Here is a 16,961-nt window from a genome sequence, read left to right on the forward strand (position 1 = left end):
TACGTGGCTACTGATTTATACGGATGACCGCTCCACCATCTGGAACGGAAGCTTGTGAAGCTCGCCTGCTGCCGTGTCACCGGCAAGCAGGATCTCCGCGGCCAGGCGGCCCATCGCCCGATGCGGCAGGGCCATGGTCGTCAATGGCGGGTCGAGACGCGATGCAATATCGACCTGATTGTCGAAGCTGGCGACGGCGACATCGTCGGGGATTTGCGCTCCAACCCGGCGCAGCGCCGCATAGACCTCCATCGCCACACGGTCGTTGCCGCACAGTATGGCATCCGGCCGGTCGGGCCCACTCATCAACTCGGTAATGTGGGAAAGCACGAGGCTGTGCGCTCTATCGCTGTAAATCGCTCTGCGAACAGCCGGCAATACGCGGGCGGCCGCGCCATCAAAGCCGGCCTCGGTGATCGCCTGTCGGAACCCCGCTTCGCGCAATTCGCCGGCAAGCAGGCCGGGCAGGTTGATGAAGGCGATATTCCTGCGTCCGGCCTCGATCAGATAACTGGTGATGTCACGCGCGGCGCCAATCTCGTCGGGTACCAGTGCGGTCACCCGGTCGCTCGCTTCGCGGCAATTGATCATCACCCCGACGGCCTCGGCAAAGTCCTCGGGCAGCGCGACGACCTTGTGGTACATGGCGGCATAAGCGATCGCCCGCGGGCGGAAGCGACGCACTTCCTCAATCACCGCGCCTACATCGCGGCTCCCGTTCAAGGTCATCGCAAAAACGGCCATGTCAGAGGCTCGCGCCGCACCATCGAGCCCCCGGATGATTTCCGTTGCGAAAGGGGAGGTGATCAATTCGTCGGCAACGACGCCGATCAGCGGCATCCAGCCCTGCCGCATGCTGCGTGCGGCAAGATTGGTGACGTAGCCAAGTTCCTCGGCTATTTCCTTGATGCGCTGCCTCGTCGCTTCGGCCATGCGGGCCGAGCCGCCGTGCAGCGCGCCGGAAACCGTCTTGACGGAGACGCCCGCGCGTTCGGCAATGTCGTTGAGGGAGACGGTCACGGCTTCACCATGGGTTAACGATTACCCAACGTCTACCATTGGCGGAGGCTCAAGTCAAATCGATCGCCTCTGTTGACGTCACCGCGGTGAGCACGACGGATCGCGCAATCCGGGCGAGCCGCACCGATCAACATCAATATCGGCGAAGTGAACGGTCGCGCCGCTTGCGAGAAGGAACACTCGCCGAACACCTGCCGAAAGTTCACTCGGCGCGCGGGGAGAAGTGCGCCGTTTTCTCTGTACTACGAGAACCTTTGTTCCTCATCCATTTGAGCTAAGTATGGTTGGTTCGACCGCGTACCGCGCGCGAAGCGTTCCGCAACTGTTAGAGATTATTTCAGATCTTGCTGGATTTTTGCCTGACCAAACCTGGTTAGCAACGCCTGCCGAGACAGGGCATGATTGGCGGTACAGTGAGTGGCACCTCATCTGCTGGTTTGAACGCCACAATGCTTATCAAGATAGCAATGAGAATGCCTATGAGTGCTAGAAAGCCGATTCCAGATTTATCCATGCCCTATCATGGTGAGGCGAATGAGAGCAAAACGGGGCAGCCATCAGCGCAGACCTTCACCAATCCCTGCCATGGTTAATTAAAGCCGACTCGTGCGGTGCCTGAACGGCTCAAAAAGATCGTCGACCAGACGAATTGTCCTCGAAACCGTGAACCCGACGGGTGGGAACGGAGTTCGAGGGGGTTGGCCACTAGCGTAATCGCTCTGAGCCTCGCCTTCAGGGCGGCGACCCCTTCAATTTTCTTCTATAGGCCGTCCATGATGCCTTCGACTGCCGGTCGTTGTTGCGGAGAAGACGCCAAAGCGGCTCAACCGCTCGCAGCTGCCGCATCGAGCTCATGGGAATTTGCGCCGCGCTGGCGAGCTCGCAGCGCATTGGGTCCGGCAGGGAAAGCGTTGCGTCGCGGGGGTGCGCGCTACTATGCTCTCTGACATCAGCTCTTGGCTTACTCCAGAATCCCGACAGTATGGCGCCTGCAGAGAAAGAGGAGCTTAATCATTCAAGAAGCTTTTTGTCTCGGTCGTCGGTACATGTTGGAAAGTGTCTTTTCCTTGCTCAATTGCCGGCCCAGCGGTGCCTTCGTAAGCAAGGCTCCAGCTCGTGACGATCTCAATGTTATTTCCGTTAGCCTGTGCGTAGCCGGTCCATCCGGTTGCTGAATTGCAATTCTCCATCGAATTATTCCAGCCGACCGAGAATGCGATGAACTTCGCGTTTACTCTTCCCGTTAGCGGATCCAGTTCTGGCATTTGGCGCCTTGGTCTCTGTTTATGTATTGGCCCGAGACATTTCCGAACGAGCCGACTTGAATGATCATCGTCGAGCCGGACTGGTTCTGAGGCGCTGTGGGGCGCCTGTGTTCCCAAACGATGAGGACGCCGCTTGGCGATTCGGGCCGGGGGCAGACTGCGGCAACGGATGTTGGTTGGTGCTTCGAATCGGCTTCGATCCCGTGGTTCAGCGCCAAATACTGGTTTCTAGGTTGGCCTTCGAAGGCCGGCTAATCCTTGTAGGTGGAGATCATGGCCGCGGTGGTTTCCACCCCTTCGAAAAAGAACGCGCGGCGTTTTAATTGTCCGACCCAGGCATGGGGCAGCCAGTTCTCGGGTCCGCCACATAGGAGAATCATAATTGGTCTGGGCGCACGCGCTTCTGTAGTGCGGATAATCGTTTTAAGGCAGCGACGGTCGGTCCAGCTTGGTTCGCCGCTCTGGGCGTTCGGATGCGTGTGCCAGTCGCCTATGTAGGTGTCGATACGGCCTGACGCGTGATAATGACGGTCGATCTCCGATTGCTCCCATTCTCGGTCCGGGGAAAAACTACTGCGTGTGCGTCTCGCTTTCGATCCGCCGTCAATCATCTTCGTGATCACTGCGACATTCGTGTCCGACCAGTATCCCATAAAGGTGCCGCCTGTTTCGAGATCGTGCCAACGGCTCGCGTCTTTCAGCATCGCTTCGGCGACGGACTCCGGTATCCAGATCAGCTTCGGCATCCGCAGTCCGGGTGTCGTTCCAGTGGATCGATCCGCCAACTCGGCGGCGTTCGCCGTTTTGCGCCAAGCAGGTTCACAGTGCGGACTTCCGATACCACCCACTCATCCGGGCTGGACAGGACATCGACTGCCATCCGGACGGTCTCCAAGGACAGTTCCTTCAGGTCGAATGAAGCCCCGGTGAAGGTTAGTTCCGAGCAACCGGGTGGCTGAACGAGCGTTAATTCGTCATTCATGCCGTTCGGATAGGGGATGTGGCCCGACTTTCCTTCCGGGGTGTCGTTGGCGTGCGCCATGCACACCGGACAACCGGAATCCGGATGATGGAATACGACCGCCCCGCCGTGCAGGTTGGGTGAGGCGAAAACGGAGATGAGCGGAAGGCCACGCTCCCGGCAGATGTCGCCCAGAAGGTAGGTCACGCCTGGCGCGGCACTGGCGTCCACAACGAGATCGACGTTTTCCAATAACTCGTTCAGCCGATCTGTTTCTCCGGGGATGCCCGGATCGCAGATTGGTAGTCCAATGCGGTGGGGGACGGCCAGAACGGAGGTCCATGGGTATTCCCGTTCGATGAACTGCTTCAAGGAGTCCTGCTTCTTCGTTCCCCAACTACTGGCTCCAAGTTCCCAACGGATCGTATTGCCCGGCTCGACGACGTCGTCGTCCATCAGATGGAGCGAGGTGCAGCCGTTTCTAGCCAGTTCGACGGCAGCGGGGGATCCCAGCGCTCCAAGCCCGACAACCGCAATGCGTTTGCCCCTCAGACTCGCGACCGATGGAACTCGATAGCCGATGTCTATCTCGCCGTCCCGTAAAATAGGCACGATGGACGCGACCGTGTCTCTACGTCGCGGTCCCCTTCGACTCGGGCGTGAAATGTGCTCCCGTACCGCCATTCCGCACACCCAAGCATCTCCATGCTCGTTGTGTTGAAGTTCCGTCTTGCTGACCGTGAATGAGAGCCGGACATCTGCTCCGTCGCATGTCACATATGTATTCCCGTACGCGACTTTGCCGACCGCCTGTTCAGCAGAACCTGTTGGTAGGGAAAGTTGGTCGTCGCGCCGCCAAGGGAACCTGGCGGGAATGGCACTCGAAAAAATGGCGGGAGGAGGAGGCGCAGCACGTTCCGCCAAAAGACTACCGTCACCGGCATTGACTTTTAAGATCGCAGCCCGGATGGTCCGACCGATCTCTGTCCTGCTTGCGGTCACGAGGACATCGACAGTCCCGTCGTCATAGCCCGAGAGCTTCCATCCGGAGTCAACGAGGGCGAAGCTCCCTCGCGCCTGCCCGAGGCAGTTCCACCAATACTCAATCGGCTCTCCTTGTGGGTCCTCCAGCCCCGTGCCGTCCAGGACATGCGCGAGGTTTTCATCGAGGATTTCAGCAAGTGACATGTTGGCCTGCCAATAGCGGGTATCGCGCCCCAGCAGACAAAGCGCTCCTTCGGGTCCACAGTGCCGCTTAGGGTATTCGGATGGGTCGCAGGTCAGAAAAACATGAGGGCGCAAGCGTGGAAAGGTATCTGGATAAACTGCCCGCAGCCCAATCGTTCTCCCGTCGCTCAATGGCCATGAAAACTCGATTCGAAGGATTCCGGCAGCCGCCGCCGCCTCATCTACGCGGAGGCTCCCTCCAGCAGCAGAATGAAGCTTTTCGAGTTCCGCCAGCCTCCTGTGCCCTGCCACTGTGTCAGCCAGAGCAGCAGGCGGCTGAAAGTCGGTGTATGGCTTCATGTTCAACCAACGTGCTTCGGAGGTACTTTCGGCGGAACGCTTGGACCAGAGTGATGCGGCGGACCAGGCGGATGACCGGGACGGTTCGGATGGCCAGGATGTTCGGGATTGTCGGGCTCGTGTCCCGGATTGCCAGGTTTGCCTGCCATTTGAGGCTCCTTCTTCCTGCGGTTGGTACTAAGTGTTGCCTAATGTTCCGGCGCTAAAAGCGTTCGGAAAAGCCTTATCTGCCTATTTTTAGCATCCATGCCCATTAGGGATACCAAATATTAAGCTGAAGCAATCGTTCACTGCGTGTTTCATTCCAAGTTACGGTCACATGTGCGCCGAGTTACTGCTTTGACAGGACTACTACGTAGGGGATCCTGCAAAATTGGGCCAATTTAGCAGGATTCATCTAGCACGATTCATCGCTTTCAAAGTTGTCCGTCGTGCCCTCATCGCGTGCGAAGCGCAGGGCGGAGGAGGGGCTGCAGCCGTAGGCGCTCCTGTAGAGAACCGAGAAACGACTGGGATTTGAAAACTGAAGGCTCGTCGCCAAGTCGGTTATGCTCGCAGTTCGGCCGGTCTTGATTGCGCCGTGCGCTGCAGCCAGCCTGTAGCTGCAGAGAATGCCAATAGCCGAGTCGCCGCGATGGCTGCGAAACATCCTCTGTAGCGCCCGCGGGCTGCAGCCTGCAGCGACCGCGAGATCGTCGATCGTTATCGGGTTGGACAAGTTCTCCCGCATGAAGGCTTCGGCCTTGAGGAGTTGCCTTGGTGCATCCGACAGAGTTCCGCGCCCGAATGCCTCGGCGAGGTTGTGCGGCGTCTTCGCAAACAGCTTCGCCAGCGCCAACTGTTGGTACGCTTTTGCCAATATCGGTCTCTCTTCAGAAGAGACGGAAGAAAGATCCTCTTTTGCCTGTCTGAGCGTTTGATAAAGGCCCAGCCCATCGCCTTCACAAAAACTGCCCGGCGGCAGCACGAATTCCTGAACATATGGCCGCCCGGTCGAGTCCTCAAAGTGTCGCCGCAAGGTGGACTCGGGAATGTGGAACGCCAACCACGAACTGTGAGGTTCGATAACCAGACGTTTTCCAGAACTTTCGCAGGCGCTTGCAACGTGGTTCGCGGGGATAGACACAACCGTGCGCGCCGTGCGATCACTAATTTCCATCGCGCCGGCCAAAACGAAATAGATGCTGACGCGCGCCGTATTGCGTCTGGCGACGGCGCCGATACCGATGGAATGCTCGACGGTCACTATCGAGCCTGTGTGAAGATATTGTCGCCTGAACTTGAGTGAGCAATCCTCATCCGAAGGGGCCGTGATCGTCCACCGCCAATTCGGTTCAACGGCATCAAGATGGCGCCGGATCGCGTCATTCGAACTTGCTTCGAAGCCAATACTTCTGAGCACATTCATCCGCTACGCTCCCTTTTAGTCAAACCGCGACTCGGTCCCAATTGGTGGCGCGGGGCTGCGCTTTCGTTGTCATTATTGGAGGGTGCGCTCGGCGATCGTCGCATGAGCAGCACGTAGATCAGCGTGAACAGCCGTCGGGCGGTGTCTTGGTCGACGATCACCTTCGCCGCGAGCCGCTCTCTCAGCACTTCGGCGGCGTCGTTGTGAATGGCACGACGGCCCATGTCGATTGCTTCGAACCTCGCGGGGCTCGCACCCGGCATGGCGTCGTAGAAACTCTCGCAGGTCAGGATGTAGTCCTTAAGCAGCCGGCGGAAGGGAGCGAGCGACAGAAAATGGCTCATGACATGCGCTCCCTCCTCGGTTGAGATATGCAATGCTAGCTGCGCCCCTGCCAAGGCGAGGCTGAGACGATAGGGCCCGCCGTCATGACCGACCGGAATGAAGGTGTTCTTCTCGAGCAGGTCGTAGACGGCAATGGCGCGTTCCCGCTCGAAGTGGGGGTTGCGGCTGCTGAACGAGCCGTCAAGCGTCACATGGCCCAATCGGAAGGCGGCGGCACTCATCGACGTTGCCCCGCTCGCGAGGCTTCATTGCCGATGGCGATGCCCACTCCAGCACCGATGCGGAGCCCGCTCAGACCGGGTTGTGGCACTTCTGGAACCGCTGCCCGGTGACGTTCTGCAAAGAGCGCATAGATCAATGTGAACAGCCGCCGAGCGGTATTTTTGTCAACAGCAACCTTCGGTGCGAGCCGCTCTCGAAGCAGGTCGGAGGCGTCATCATGAATTGCCCGACGGCCCGTGTCGATTGCTCCGAGCCTTTGGGGGTTCGCGTTTATCAAGGCGGTGTCGTAGCTTTCGCAGATCCGGGAGTAGTCCTTGAACAGCCGGCGGAACGAACGGAGGGATAAGTAGTGTCTTACCACAGGCGCGCCCGTCTCCGTGGTGATATCCAGCGCCAGGCGTGCATCTGCCAATGCAAGTCTGAGCTGATAGGGGCCGCCCTCATGACCGACGGGAACAAAGGTGTTGTACTCCAGCAAGTCATCGACGGCGATTGCCAGTTCGCGCTCTAGGTGCGAGTTGCGGCCGCTCAAAGAACCATCAAGCGACACGTCGTAAAGCCGGAACATGGCAGCGGTCATCGACGTTGCATCCGGTCGTGAGGATGCAATACACACGGCAATGTCTCTTCGGCGGCTAGTGCAGAGCTTCGCCAAGCCCGATTGCCGCGCTTCATTCTCATTCGGGTAAAAGGGTTCAAGATTGAGTAGCTGTCTGCGCATGGTTTCGTAAATCTTCTGAGCACGTTGTTCCGGTATGTTTCCGAACTTGCGGTTGATCTGAGCTGGTTATGTTATAACATGTCAATCGCATAAGATAGCTTATGGAACACTTTATTCGGCGACTTGAGGTCAAGCGCCCGCGCTATCTCGCGTAAGACGATTTCAGCTTGGTAAAACTCCGCTAGGCCGATCAGTCTGACGGTGTCGCGAGATTGTCACCGCCTTGCGGATCGCGCCGATCTACAGCTCCGGTATGCCCGAAAGCCCGAGCCCGCCCGCAGCAATGTGACAAATCTAGTCGGGATGGCATTCGGCGCGCGAGCAACAAGTGTTATTCTGCGGGCCGAAAATTTATGGTCGGGGCCACTCTTCTCAGATCATTAGGGTGCCTTCGGGCGGCTTGGGCAGACCTTATACGCTGATGGCTCCAAGGAACTTCGTTGATCCGCTTCTCTTCCTCGAGGAAAGAGGTGATGATCGGAACTGTCCTTGTCGAAATAGAAGAATGCGCGCAGCGTCGACGAGGCCTGAACCAGCACGACCATGAGCTCGGAGGCCGAATTCGTGGCCATCAGCCAACTGATAGCGATTGTCTGAATGAGCAATCCGAGGCTCGAGATCTGCGTAGCCGTCCAGATCCGCGAAACGCCTGGTTCCGGAGAGGAGCCAAGGTCGTCGAAACGGCCGAATGCGGATCTTTAGGCTGCATTTCTTGTGTCTCTCAAGCTCCCAACGTATCCCTCCGGTGACGGCCGCCTTGGCGAGGTAGGCTGAAGACTGCAAGTCCTAGTGCAAACACTAGGAGTAGTCCTATGACGAGGCGTCAGATTGAGGTGATCACGTCGGTCGAGCGCCGCCGGCGGTGGTCTCGGGAGGACAAGGAACGGCTCGTAGCGGCGACGCTTGAGCCAGGCGCAAGTGTTTCCGAGATCGCTCATTCGGCCGGCATCCATGTGAGCCAGCTCTTCCGCTGGCGCAAGGAGCTCTGCCAAATCTCCGCTCGGTCCGTCCCGCAGCTCGTTCCGGTGGAGGTCGTCGAAGCGCTGCCAGCGCCGGCGATCCCGGCCGAGCCGCCGCCGGTCAACCGGGCGCGCAAGAAGGCAAGCGTCGTCACGATCGAGCTTGGCGGTGGGCGTCGCCTCCGGGTCGAGAGCGACATCGACACCGAAGCCTTGGCCCGGATTCTCCATGTGCTGGAGCGGCGATGATCCCGGTTCCGAGCGGTGTGAAGGTCTGGCTCGCCACGGGCTATACCGATATGCGGAGAGGCTTTCCCGGCCTGTCGCTGATGGTGCAGGAGACGTTGAAGCGCGACCCGATGAGCGGTCATCTCTTCGTATTCCGGGGTCGGAGCGGCGGCTTGATCAAGGTGATTTGGCACGATGGCCAGGGTGCCTGCCTCTTCACGAAGAAGCTCGAGCGCGGCCGTTTTATCTGGCCGTCGGCGGCCGACGGCACGGTGGTGATCACGCCCGCCCAGCTCGGCTATCTGCTCGAAGGCATCGACTGGCGAATGCCGCAAAAAACCTGGCGTCCGACGTCGGCAGGATGAGCAAAACCGCTGGCATGGCAGGAGCGAATATGATTCCATCCCGCCATGACCGATGCGGCCGATCAGCTTCCCGACGACCTCGCCAGTGCGCATGCGATGATCCTCGCAGAGCGCGCCGCACGTCGTGAAGCGGAAGCCGTTGCCGCCCGCGCCCAGGCGGTGAACTCGCATTCGGATGCGCTGATCGCCCGGCTCCGACTGGAGATCGAGAAGCTGAAGCGCGACATCCACGGCAGTCGCTCGGAGCGCAAGGCCCGGCTTCTCGAACAGATGGAGTTGCAGCTCGAGGAGCTGGAGGCCGACGCCAGCGAAGACGAACTGGCGGCGGAGATGGCGGCGCGCTCCTCGACGGTCAGAGCCTTCGAGCGCAAGCGCCCGTCGCGCAAGCCTTTCCTCGAGCATCTGCCGCGCCAGCGCGTCGTCATCGCCGCCCCGGCCAACTGCCCGTGCTGCGGTTCTGCCAAGCTGGCAAAGCTGGGTGAAGATATCACCGAGACGCTGGAGGTAATTCCGCGTCAGTGGAAGGTGATCCAGACGGTGCGCGAGAAGTTTACCTGCCGCGAATGCGAGAAGATCACCCAGCCGCCGGCACCCTTCCATGTGACGCCGCGCGGCTTTGCCGGGCCGAACCTCTTGGCAATGATCCTGTTCGAGAAGTTCGGTCAACATCAGCCCTTGAACCGGCAGAGCGAGCGCTATGCCCGCGAGGGCATCAACCTCAGCCTCTCGACGCTGGCCGACCAGGTCGGGGCCTGCGCCGCGGCACTGAAGCCGGTGCATGCGCTGATCGAGGCGCATGTGCTTGCCGCCGAGCGGCTGCATGGCGACGACACCACCGTGCCGATCCTCGCCCGCGGCAAGACCGACACGGGCCGCATCTGGACCTATGTCAGGGATGACCGGCCGTTCGGCGGGCAATCGCCACCGGCGGCACTCTATTATGCCTCGCGCGATCGGCGGCAGGAGCATCCCGAGCGGCATTTGAAGAGCTTCACCGGCATTCTGCAGGCCGACGCCTATGGTGGCTACAACCCAGTGTTCAAGGTGGATCGCGATCCCGTTCCACTGACGCAGGCGCTGTGCTGGGCGCATGCGCGGCGCAAGTTCTTCGTGCTTGCCGACATCGCCAGCAACGCCAAACGCGGAAAGAATGCTGCCGCGATCTCGCCGGTTGCGCTGGAGGCGGTCAAGCGCATCGACGCGCTGTTCGACATCGAACGCGAGATCAATAGGCTTTCCGCCGCTGAACGCCTGGAGCGGCGTCGCCGCGACAGCCAGCCACTCGTCACCGAGCTCCAAGAATGGATGCGGGCCGAGCGGGCAAAGTTGTCGCGCAGCTCTCCGGTGGCCGAACCAATCGATTACATGCTGAAGCGCTGGGACGGGTTTACGGCCTTCCTGAGTGATGGCCGGGTCTGCCTGACGAACAACGCTGCCGAACGGGCGCTGCGTGGCTTTGCTCTCGGCAGAAAGTCGTGGCTCTTTGCCGGCTCTGATCGTGGTGCCGATCGCGCCGCCTTCATGGCGACGCTGATCATGAGCGCCAAGCTTAACGATGTCGATCCGCAGGCATGGCTTGCCGATGTTCTCGCCCGTCTTGCCGACATGCCGGTCGCACGGCTCGAAGAGTTGTTGCCGTGGAACTGGTCTTCTTCGAAAGTGACTGCCGGCTGCCCAATCAGCTCGCGTTAAAGCAGGTTATATGACCGATATATTGAATGAGGTTTGGGGTGAGCTTTATTGGAACACCGGCGATTGGCTCCCCTGGTTGGCGATGCAGGCGTTGTTTGCTGCTGTGTTTGCGGCCGTCATCCAATGGTGGTTTAACATCCGCTGGCCGATTGTGTTCACGGTGACGCTGGCCTTCATGCTGTCGGTGAACATTTCTCGCCTTCCTCCGAGCCCGATCTCGCCAACCGAAATTGCAAAGATGAACGACTCCCTTCCGCGTCAATTCGACGGAATCACTATCGAGTCAGTATCGTTTGCCCATCGCGTTTTCACGTTCCAGGCCTCATCTCCAGAGCCGCTCGAAGCGGCGGACTTGAAAAAAAGCCTCGGTGCTGATTCCGGCCTAGTTGCTGAGCAATGCAAAACGTTCGGGAAGTGGCTGGCCACCCGGCAGATAAAGCAAATACAGTACGTATGGTCTTGGCCCGGTGGTACCTACAGCCACGCTATCGAAGCACGAGATTGCCAGAAGGACTAACAGCAACGGCATTGCAGCGTTGCAGCGGTGCTAAGCGGAATTCAGGATTCGAACTAGCTGGTGCGTGATTCCGTTCTGCCCTGCACCGCTGCTGTACGAGAGGTCTGCAGCAGCCACTGAAACCCCGATCAAGCTATGTGGAGGGGCTGTCCGCGGTGTTCACCGGACGGATACCTCCCAACGCGTTGCTGCGACGCAGCAGAATATTTGTTACCGAAGGACGGATATCGGCTTCATACGGTCAGCCCGTGCAGGGAACCGGGTTTAACCTATCAACTATCGACGGAATCCGTTGCTGTTGTTTTTTGCGCATTGCCGTGAGCGCCGATCTTGGGCTCGCCCGCGCGCCGGCGGCTTTGAGATGTCGGTGAATTCTCAGCCAAGGCTCAAGAAGTTTGATCTTCGTGTTCGCAATCGTAACGAGGCGACGGTGACACCATGCTCTGGCAGCGCTTGTGGCTCGGAGACTTTGACCGCGAAGCTATCGCGATAGCGCGGGGCGGCAGCTTCGAGATCAGGCATCGGCAGGGCGATGTGATTGACCCAGGTCAGGATATCATGCATTGCGCGGTCTTCCCTCTGTCAGATCGAGCACGGCGCGGGCCGCATCGACGACATTCGTGCCTGGCCCGAACACCGCGGCTACACCGCGCTCATACAAGAACTCGTAGTCCTTGCGGGGGATGACGCCGCCGCAAACAACGATGACATGGTCGGCACCCTTCGTCTTCAAGCGAGCAATAAGTTGAGGTATCAGTGTCTTGTGGCCAGCGGCAAGCGATGAGACACCGATTACATCGACCTTGTTCTCGATCGCGAGGTCGGCCGCCTCATCGGGAGTCTGGAAAAGCGGCCCCGCCACGACATCAAAACCGATGTCCCCGAAAGCCGAGGCAATCACCTTGGCTCCCCTGTCGTGGCCGTCCTGTCCGAGCTTGGCGACGAGAATTTTCGGTCTACGCCCCAATTTGCGGATATGTTCGGAAAGCCGGCCCTTCAGGGTCTGATACTCCGGATCGTTCTCGCTCGCCGGGCCATAGACGTCACCGACGACTTCAGGCGCCGCCGAGTGTTCGCCAAAGGCCTCGCGCATGGCGTCCGAGATCTCCCCTACGCTCGCGCGCGCCCTCGCTGCCTCGACTGCGGCGGCCAGGAGATTCCCCTGGCGGGTACGCGCAACTTCCTTCAAGGCGTCAATCGCTTGGGTCCATTGGTGCGGACTGCGGGTCTGGCGGATCAACTCAAGTCGCCGGATTTGCGCGTCGCGCACCGCATTGTTGTCGATGTCGAGAGTCTCGATCGCGTCCTCTTCCGGCAGCCGGTATTTGTTGAGGCCAACGATGACGTCCTCACCGCGGTCGATCGCCGCCTGCCTACGGGTGGCGGCCTCCTGGATCAGGCGTTTGGGCAGGCCGCTCTCGATGGCCTTGGTCATGCCGCCGAGGCTTTCGACCTCCTCGATCAGCGCCCAGGCTTTTTGCGCCAGCTCCGCCGTCAGGCTCTCGACATAGTAGGAGCCAGCAAGCGGGTCGACCACCCTGGTGATGCCGGTCTCGTGCTGGAGGATGAGCTGGGTGTTGCGTGCGATGCGCGCGGAGAACTCGGTCGGCAACGCGATCGCCTCGTCGAAGGAATTGGTGTGCAGCGACTGGGTGCCGCCGAGCGCGGCCGACAGCGCCTCATAGGCCGTGCGGATGATGTTGTTATAAGGGTCCTGCTCCTGCAGCGACACGCCCGAGGTCTGGCAGTGAGTGCGCAGCATCGACGACGAAGCCATTTTCGGCTGGAACTCCTCCATGATCCGAGACCAGAGGAGCCGCGCGGCGCGCAGCTTGGCCGCCTCCATGAAGAAATTCATGCCGATCGCGAAAAAAAAGGAGAGCCGCCCGGCGAAATCGTCAACATCGAGGCCCTTCCTGATCGCGGCCCGTACATATTCGCGGCCATCGGCGAGTGTGAATGCAAGCTCTTGCACCAGTGTCGCGCCGGCCTCCTGCATGTGGTAGCCGGAGATAGAAATCGAGTTGAACTTCGGCATCTCCTTCGAGGTGAATTCGATGATGTCGGCAACGATCCGCATCGAGGCTTCGGGCGGATAGATATAGGTGTTGCGGACCATGAACTCCTTGAGAATGTCGTTCTGAATGGTCCCGGAGAGCTCCCGGCGCGGCACGCCCTGCTCCTCACCGGCGACGATGAAGGAAGCGAGAATCGGGATCACCGCGCCGTTCATGGTCATCGACACGGACATCTCTGCAAGCGGAATCCTGTCGAACAGGATCTTCATGTCCTCGATCGAGTCGATCGCCACACCGGCCTTGCCGACATCGCCAGTGACGCGGGGGTGGTCGCTGTCGTAGCCGCGATGCGTGGCGAGGTCGAAGGCGACGGAGAGGCCCTTCTGGCCTGCGGCGAGCGCCTTGCGGTAAAAGGCATTGGATTCCTCGGCGGTCGAGAAGCCGGCATATTGTCGAATGGTCCATGGCCGGCCGGCATACATGGTGGCGCGCGGGCCGCGGGTAAACGGCGCGATTCCCGGCAGCGAGCCGAGATGCACGAGATTGGCCGTGTCCTCCTCCGTATAGAGCGGCTTGACGGCGATACCCTCCGGCGTGTGCCAGGCCAGCAAGTCATGCGAGGTCTTGAGTTCGCGTTCGGCGAGTTTTTGCCAATCAGTGAGGCTCTTCCGATCGCTCATTTCAAACTCCATGATGATTTCGTCGACGGCCAGCGACTGGCCAACCATTGCTCTCACGGACTTGACACCGCCGTCTTGTCGCTCTTGAGCGCGTTTCCATCTGCATTGCTTCCACCGTCGCAAGTGACTGCCCCGCTTTGACCTGGTCACCTTTCTTGACAAGGATTTGAGTAACATGGGGCAAAGCAGCTGCTTATGAACGAGGGCCGACGAGGGCAATGTCAGACGCAGGAGCCCGCACGATCTTGGGGGGCCGGTAAATGGTCCCTTTCTCGCTGATTTCGCATACCAGGGGTACGTTTGTTTTTCAAGAATGCAGCGGTCGCGCGAGGAGTGCTAGCTCGTCGTTGACGTCGACAGGCACTCCGGATTTGACACCGCAGACGATGGATGTGGTACGCGCACGAATATCAATGGGCATAGAAGAACACGGATCCAACGGATGCAGGATGCCTATAAGATCTCCCTGCTTCACTTCGTCGAACACCGAGCAGCGAGGTTCGAAGATGCCACGCTCAGGCGATTTCAGCTGGTCGGAGGAGAACGTTTTGAGTGTTCGGCTAGACTTCTGTTGACGGAACGTCGGATATTCCGCTTTTCCCCTGACGATGCCGAGCGCGATCAGTGCATTTCGAATCCCAGTTTCGGCGACCGCAAGGTTGTCGGTGCCGACCGCGCCGCCGCCGAGTTCAAGGCACACGAATATCTTGCCCTGACTATGTGCCAATGTGTCGAACATTCCACGCGTATCTGGCCCCTCCCAGACCAAAGTCACCGGCAATTTGAACGCTTCCGACATTCGGAGCGTCTTGCTCATGAGATCGGCATCGGCGATAGGATGGGTCGTGCTTGCCGGGGCAAACTCCCACCTCGGTCCAAAGCTGTGCAGATCAAACACTGTGTCGACCATTGGCAATAATACGCGAGAAACCGCATCCGCGATGCGTTCGGATATAGAACCGTCCCCGCGGCCGGGAAACACCCGATTAAGGTTCAGCCCGTCCCCCGGCGAGTTGCGACTCCATGCTTTCAGAGCTGGTGGATTGAGCACGGGTACGAGTATGACTCTTCCGCATTCTTGTAATCGAGGTAACCAATCGAGAATCCGTCGTGCGACAATTGGCCCCTCCAATTCGTTACCGTGACATCCGGCGGTGATGAGCAGGCGTGGCCCTTCTCCTTTATTGAAGCTTAAGACTGGGAGCGGAAGAGGTTCGCTGTCGGCGCCTTTGGGGACCACAAGATGTCCTTTGCTCATGCCGGCCTGATCGGGATCGAATGTAAGGTGTGGTGTTTCGCTCATTGTTCAGCCTGCATTAGTTAATAGAATTTGTAAGTGTGATCGTCGTCACACGTCCTTTCGCGTCGTCGATAAGGGTCTGCCCTGGACATCACAGTCGCTTCCGACTTCCAATCCGCCGTTTTGAGATCAATCAAGCACATACGAGACGATTGGATTTGTTTCGATACGATTGATCTCAAACCAGCCTCGTTCCTTCCTTGTGAAGCGAGCGGCTCGTGAACTGAGACTTCCAAGTGCCGGCCTAGAACTCGCCTCTGTTGCCAAGTTAAGAGGCTGGCGTTGCCAAAAGAGGTTTTCGAAATGCTGTGGAGTCGGAATACCTTGCCCCGTCCGAAGGCCAAGCATACCGATTTCGGTCGGTGACGTCGCCGTTGCCTGGAATTTTGCGAACGGCTATAAGAGTTCTGAGCGCTTAAGAGAGGCCGACTAACCGTCGACCCCTCCGCTAGCAGCAAGCTATAACGTCACGACAGGGATACTTGCTAAGTAAACCTTGAGCGCGACTGCCGCCCGCAAGTGGCTTAGAGCTCGAACAGCTGTCTCGGCGACTTGGTTAGGACTTCGCAGCCGGAGTCCGTGACACGGATAGTTTCGCTTATTATATAGCCGAAATCTTCATCAACCCAGTTCCCAAGCATCAGGTGAAAGGTCATGTTTGGCTTCAGCACCGTCATGTCACCGTCCTGCAGGCTTGCACAGCAGGGTTCGCTCCAATCGATGCCGATGTCATATCCACATCGCGAGTCCTTCTGGAAACCGGACTTTTCGATCGTGCGATAAAATGCGTTCGCGACATCGCTACACGTTGCACCGGGCCGAGCACTAGCAACCGCTGCTTCCAACCCCAACACCTCTGCATCGTGAAGGCGCCGAAGACGATCGGACGGGGCACCAACTGAGAAAGTGCGCATTATGGCTGAAACATAGCCGTGACGGATGCCTGCTATCTCAAGGTTGATCTGAGATCCATCACGGATCACATCTTCGCTCCACCGAATGTGGCAGGTGCCGGTACGAGGGGAAGAGCAGAGATACAACGGCGCGAGATCAGTTCCAGCTTTTCCATTTGCCCCGCGAGCGAGTTGAGCTACGATTTCGGCGATAACGTCGGCTTCACGAACACCTGGTCGAATAACTTCAGACGCCTTGAGGATTCCTGCGTCCGCGATCGCGGCGGCATCACGCATCATCGCGATCTCGAGATCGGACTTGATCATACGGATCCAGGCAATAGAATAGGTGCAGTCGACTATTCGAGCGTTTGGCAGGCGAGACTTGAACTTCTCAGCGGATTGTATTGAGAGATAACCAAGTTGCAGCCCAATACCGCGTCTCGGGGCGTCGTCCAGTTCGTTTACGAAATCTATAACGGCATCGAACCCATCCTTGTCTGGGTTCCCAATGAGCGTTTCCGGATATGCGATTACTTTGCTGCGATCCATAAAAGTTAGGTGTACGGCTGCAGGCGCATCCTGGCGCCGCAACACGAATGTTGGCTCTTCTTCTTTCAAAGAGACGACAAGGGCCTGCGGCACGTAAGCCGACTTAGCCGTGTACCCCGTCAGGTAGTTGATATCTGTTTGATTTCCCACAATGAGTGTATCAATTTCGAGCCGCTCCATCTCTGACTTGACCGCGGCGAGTCGACTTAGAAACTCGGCGCGGGGAAAAACCTGGGGCCCCTTTACAATCGGCATATCTGGCTCCTTTAGAGTGATTGGATTTTGACG

At 58.8% G+C, this 16,961-nt stretch carries 16 protein-coding genes and 1 pseudogene; 4 read left to right on the top strand and 13 right to left on the bottom strand.

All coding sequences use genetic code 11. From position 1 onward, the window contains the following. Positions 1–15: 15 nt before the first annotated feature. The 8 genes and pseudogenes from QN222_RS27645 to QN222_RS27680 form a co-directional block, all read right to left on the bottom strand. The gene (locus tag QN222_RS27645; protein ID WP_283965409.1) at positions 16–1,020 is read right to left on the bottom strand and encodes a LacI family DNA-binding transcriptional regulator; all 1,005 of its coding nucleotides are present in this window, start codon (positions 1,018–1,020) and stop codon (positions 16–18) included. A gap of 1,007 nt (positions 1,021–2,027) precedes the next feature. Then, the gene (locus tag QN222_RS27650; protein ID WP_283965410.1) at positions 2,028–2,285 is read right to left on the bottom strand and encodes an avidin/streptavidin family protein; all 258 of its coding nucleotides are present in this window, start codon (positions 2,283–2,285) and stop codon (positions 2,028–2,030) included. A gap of 251 nt (positions 2,286–2,536) precedes the next feature. Continuing rightward, positions 2,537–3,031 carry a Mov34/MPN/PAD-1 family protein gene (locus QN222_RS27655; RefSeq protein ID WP_283965411.1) on the bottom strand — a complete coding sequence of 165 codons (495 nt, stop codon included), beginning with the start codon at positions 3,029–3,031 and terminating at the stop codon, positions 2,537–2,539. Beyond that, on the bottom strand, positions 3,019–4,434 hold the full coding sequence (locus tag QN222_RS27660; protein ID WP_283965412.1) for a ThiF family adenylyltransferase: 1,416 nt from the start codon (positions 4,432–4,434) through the stop codon (positions 3,019–3,021). The genes QN222_RS27655 and QN222_RS27660 overlap by 13 nt, the downstream gene beginning before the upstream one ends. 736 nt (positions 4,435–5,170) lie before the next feature. Beyond that, positions 5,171–6,181, bottom strand: coding sequence for a helix-turn-helix transcriptional regulator (locus QN222_RS27665; protein WP_283965413.1), 1,011 nt, complete (start codon positions 6,179–6,181; stop codon positions 5,171–5,173). After that, positions 6,178–6,747, bottom strand: a complete 570-nt coding sequence (locus QN222_RS27670; protein WP_283965414.1) for a UPF0262 family protein — start codon at positions 6,745–6,747, stop codon at positions 6,178–6,180. The genes QN222_RS27665 and QN222_RS27670 overlap by 4 nt, the downstream gene beginning before the upstream one ends. Continuing rightward, the gene (locus QN222_RS27675; RefSeq protein ID WP_283965415.1) at positions 6,744–7,328 is read right to left on the bottom strand and encodes a UPF0262 family protein; all 585 of its coding nucleotides are present in this window, start codon (positions 7,326–7,328) and stop codon (positions 6,744–6,746) included. The genes QN222_RS27670 and QN222_RS27675 overlap by 4 nt, the downstream gene beginning before the upstream one ends. Before the next feature lie 641 nt (positions 7,329–7,969). Then, positions 7,970–8,178, bottom strand: a pseudogene (locus tag QN222_RS27680) (MFS transporter); the annotation flags it as partial. Positions 8,179–8,281: 103 nt separating this feature from the next. Here QN222_RS27680 and QN222_RS27685 point away from each other — a divergent pair. The 4 genes from QN222_RS27685 (at position 8,282) to QN222_RS27700 (ending at position 11,230) form a co-directional block, all read left to right on the top strand. Then, positions 8,282–8,677, top strand: a complete 396-nt coding sequence (locus tag QN222_RS27685) for a transposase (protein WP_284005691.1) — start codon at positions 8,282–8,284, stop codon at positions 8,675–8,677. Next, the gene (gene tnpB, locus QN222_RS27690; protein ID WP_027997154.1) at positions 8,674–9,021 is read left to right on the top strand and encodes an IS66 family insertion sequence element accessory protein TnpB; all 348 of its coding nucleotides are present in this window, start codon (positions 8,674–8,676) and stop codon (positions 9,019–9,021) included. Before QN222_RS27685 ends, tnpB begins: the two co-directional genes overlap by 4 nt. A gap of 96 nt (positions 9,022–9,117) precedes the next feature. Further along, positions 9,118–10,713 (top strand): IS66 family transposase, encoded by a 1,596-nt coding sequence (locus QN222_RS27695; protein WP_283965348.1) that lies wholly within the window; start codon positions 9,118–9,120, stop codon positions 10,711–10,713. 10 nt (positions 10,714–10,723) lie between these two features. Next, on the top strand, positions 10,724–11,230 hold the full coding sequence (locus tag QN222_RS27700) for a hypothetical protein (RefSeq protein WP_283965346.1): 507 nt from the start codon (positions 10,724–10,726) through the stop codon (positions 11,228–11,230). A gap of 375 nt (positions 11,231–11,605) precedes the next feature. On the opposite strand, the gene QN222_RS27705 is transcribed toward QN222_RS27700, so the two are convergent. The 5 genes from QN222_RS27705 to QN222_RS27725 all read right to left on the bottom strand — a co-directional run bounded on the left by QN222_RS27705 (position 11,606) and on the right by QN222_RS27725 (position 16,928). Next, positions 11,606–11,794 (bottom strand): hypothetical protein, encoded by a 189-nt coding sequence (locus QN222_RS27705; RefSeq protein ID WP_283965345.1) that lies wholly within the window; start codon positions 11,792–11,794, stop codon positions 11,606–11,608. Continuing rightward, the gene (scpA, locus tag QN222_RS27710; RefSeq protein ID WP_283965344.1) at positions 11,787–13,928 is read right to left on the bottom strand and encodes a methylmalonyl-CoA mutase; all 2,142 of its coding nucleotides are present in this window, start codon (positions 13,926–13,928) and stop codon (positions 11,787–11,789) included. The genes QN222_RS27705 and scpA overlap by 8 nt, the downstream gene beginning before the upstream one ends. 1 nt (position 13,929) lies before the next feature. Next, positions 13,930–14,112: an acetyl-CoA carboxylase biotin carboxyl carrier protein subunit gene (locus QN222_RS27715; protein WP_283965343.1), complete on the bottom strand. Its 183-nt coding sequence runs from the start codon at positions 14,110–14,112 to the stop codon at positions 13,930–13,932. A gap of 123 nt (positions 14,113–14,235) precedes the next feature. Beyond that, a complete protein-coding gene (locus QN222_RS27720; RefSeq protein ID WP_283965342.1) occupies positions 14,236–15,231 on the bottom strand; it encodes a succinylglutamate desuccinylase/aspartoacylase family protein in 996 nt (331 codons plus the stop codon). Between the two features lie 521 nt (positions 15,232–15,752). Then, positions 15,753–16,928: a Xaa-Pro peptidase family protein gene (locus tag QN222_RS27725; RefSeq protein WP_283965341.1), complete on the bottom strand. Its 1,176-nt coding sequence runs from the start codon at positions 16,926–16,928 to the stop codon at positions 15,753–15,755. Positions 16,929–16,961: the final 33 nt, after the last annotated feature.

It is taken from the genome of Sinorhizobium sp. 6-70 (genome assembly GCF_030124375.1).
In the GTDB taxonomy this organism is placed as follows: Bacteria; Pseudomonadota; Alphaproteobacteria; order Rhizobiales; family Rhizobiaceae; genus Sinorhizobium.